This window comes from Streptomyces ossamyceticus, from assembly GCF_001418475.1.
Taxonomy (GTDB): Bacteria; Actinomycetota; Actinomycetes; order Streptomycetales; family Streptomycetaceae; genus Streptomyces; species Streptomyces ossamyceticus.
In genome coordinates this window covers 1-787 of sequence record NZ_LIQX01000050.1, presented here as the reverse complement: position 1 = coordinate 787, position 787 = coordinate 1, and the positions used below count along the sequence as shown (strand labels likewise).

The following is a 787-nucleotide window of genomic DNA, read 5'->3' as shown; positions in this document are numbered from 1 at the left end:
GACGGCGGGGGTGGCGGTATCCAGAGCGAGCAAGAGCACGCAAACAGCCTACGGCGCTTCGGGCCGGGCCACGGCCGACCCGGTGCACCGTCCCTCTGCTGCTACCGTCACAGCACAGACGTACATCAAGGGCGTACGTGCGTACGAGAGGTGGGCGCAGAAGGTGGCCAGCAGCAGCTCGGGATTCGTGGCCGGGCTCACGGCGGCGGCGATCGCCGCAGTCGGTTTCCTCACCTACCAGGCGTCGGCCAGCGTGCCGGACGACCTCGGCAAGCCGTCCGCCTCCGAGACACCGGAGGCCAAGAAGTCCAAGGCCCCCGCAGGCAAGGAGAAGGACGACGACCTCCTCCTGCCCAAGGCTTCGGGCACCGGCGAGCGTGTCGTCTACTCCCTGGACGAGGACCGCGTCTGGCTGGTCGGCGCGAACGAGAAGGTCACCCGCACCTTCGAGGTCACGCCCAGCGCGGTGGACCCCACCCCCGCCACCTACACGGTCACGTCGCGCTCCGCCGCCATCACCGGCTCCGACGGCACCCCCATCGAACACGTGGTCCGCTTCGCCTCGATCGACGGCGTGGTGATCGGCTTCAGCGCGGCGGTGGACGGCTCCACCCCCCAGCCCGACCCCGCCGTCAAGACGGGCGGCATCCGGGAGTCCCGCAAGGACGGCAAGGCGATGTGGCAGTTCGCAGGCATCGGCACCAAGGTGGTCGTGGTCAAGTAGCGGGAGAGGGTGACTGCATGGTCACCGGCAGGGGCACCGCCGGTTTTTCAGGGGCGCGGGGAA

At 69.8% G+C, this 787-nt stretch carries 1 protein-coding gene; it reads left to right on the top strand.

Translation table 11 applies throughout. The features are described from left to right. Positions 1-163 precede the first annotated feature (163 nt). Positions 164-724 carry a L,D-transpeptidase gene (locus tag AOK15_RS04670; protein WP_185093603.1) on the top strand — a complete coding sequence of 187 codons (561 nt, stop codon included), beginning with the start codon at positions 164-166 and terminating at the stop codon, positions 722-724. The last annotated feature ends 63 nt before the right edge of the window (positions 725-787 follow it).